The organism is Buttiauxella brennerae ATCC 51605, from assembly GCF_001654925.1.
GTDB lineage: Bacteria > Pseudomonadota > Gammaproteobacteria > Enterobacterales > Enterobacteriaceae > Buttiauxella > Buttiauxella brennerae.
The window spans coordinates 1-485 of sequence record NZ_LXER01000062.1 but is presented as its reverse complement, the minus strand read 5'-3'; the positions used below and the strand labels follow the sequence as shown (position 1 = coordinate 485).

Here is a 485-nt window from a genome sequence, read left to right as displayed (position 1 = left end):
CCCTGGTACGTGCGCCTGGCGGTGTACGGTGTAGTTATCCACGGCGAATAAGCATACCAATGCTTAAGGGATCACGATGCAGAACGGCGCAATGAAAGCCTGGCTGGACTCTTCTTACCTCTCTGGCTCCAACCAGAGCTGGATAGAACAGCTCTATGAAGACTTCTTAACCGATCCTGATTCGGTAGATGAAAACTGGCGCTCGATGTTCCAGCAGCTACCGGTGACCGGTATGAAACCGGATCAATTCCATTCCAAAACACGTGATTATTTCCGTCGTCTCGCGAAGGATGCCTCACGTTATACCTCTTCAGTTTCTGACCCTGATACCAACGTGAAGCAGGTTAAAGTCCTGCAATTGATCAACGCCTACCGCTTCCGCGGACACCAGCATGCGAATCTCGATCCGCTGGGACTGTGGAAACAAGAGCGCGTGGCCGATCTCTCCCTTGATTATCACGATCTGACCGAAGCTGATCTGGAAG

General features: G+C 51.8%; 1 protein-coding gene. It reads left to right on the top strand.

The window, feature by feature from the left end; translation table 11 throughout:
* Positions 1-76: 76 nt before the first annotated feature.
* A partial coding sequence (locus M975_RS21985) for a 2-oxoglutarate dehydrogenase E1 subunit family protein (protein WP_064562017.1) occupies positions 77-485 on the top strand: 409 nt, incomplete at its 3' end.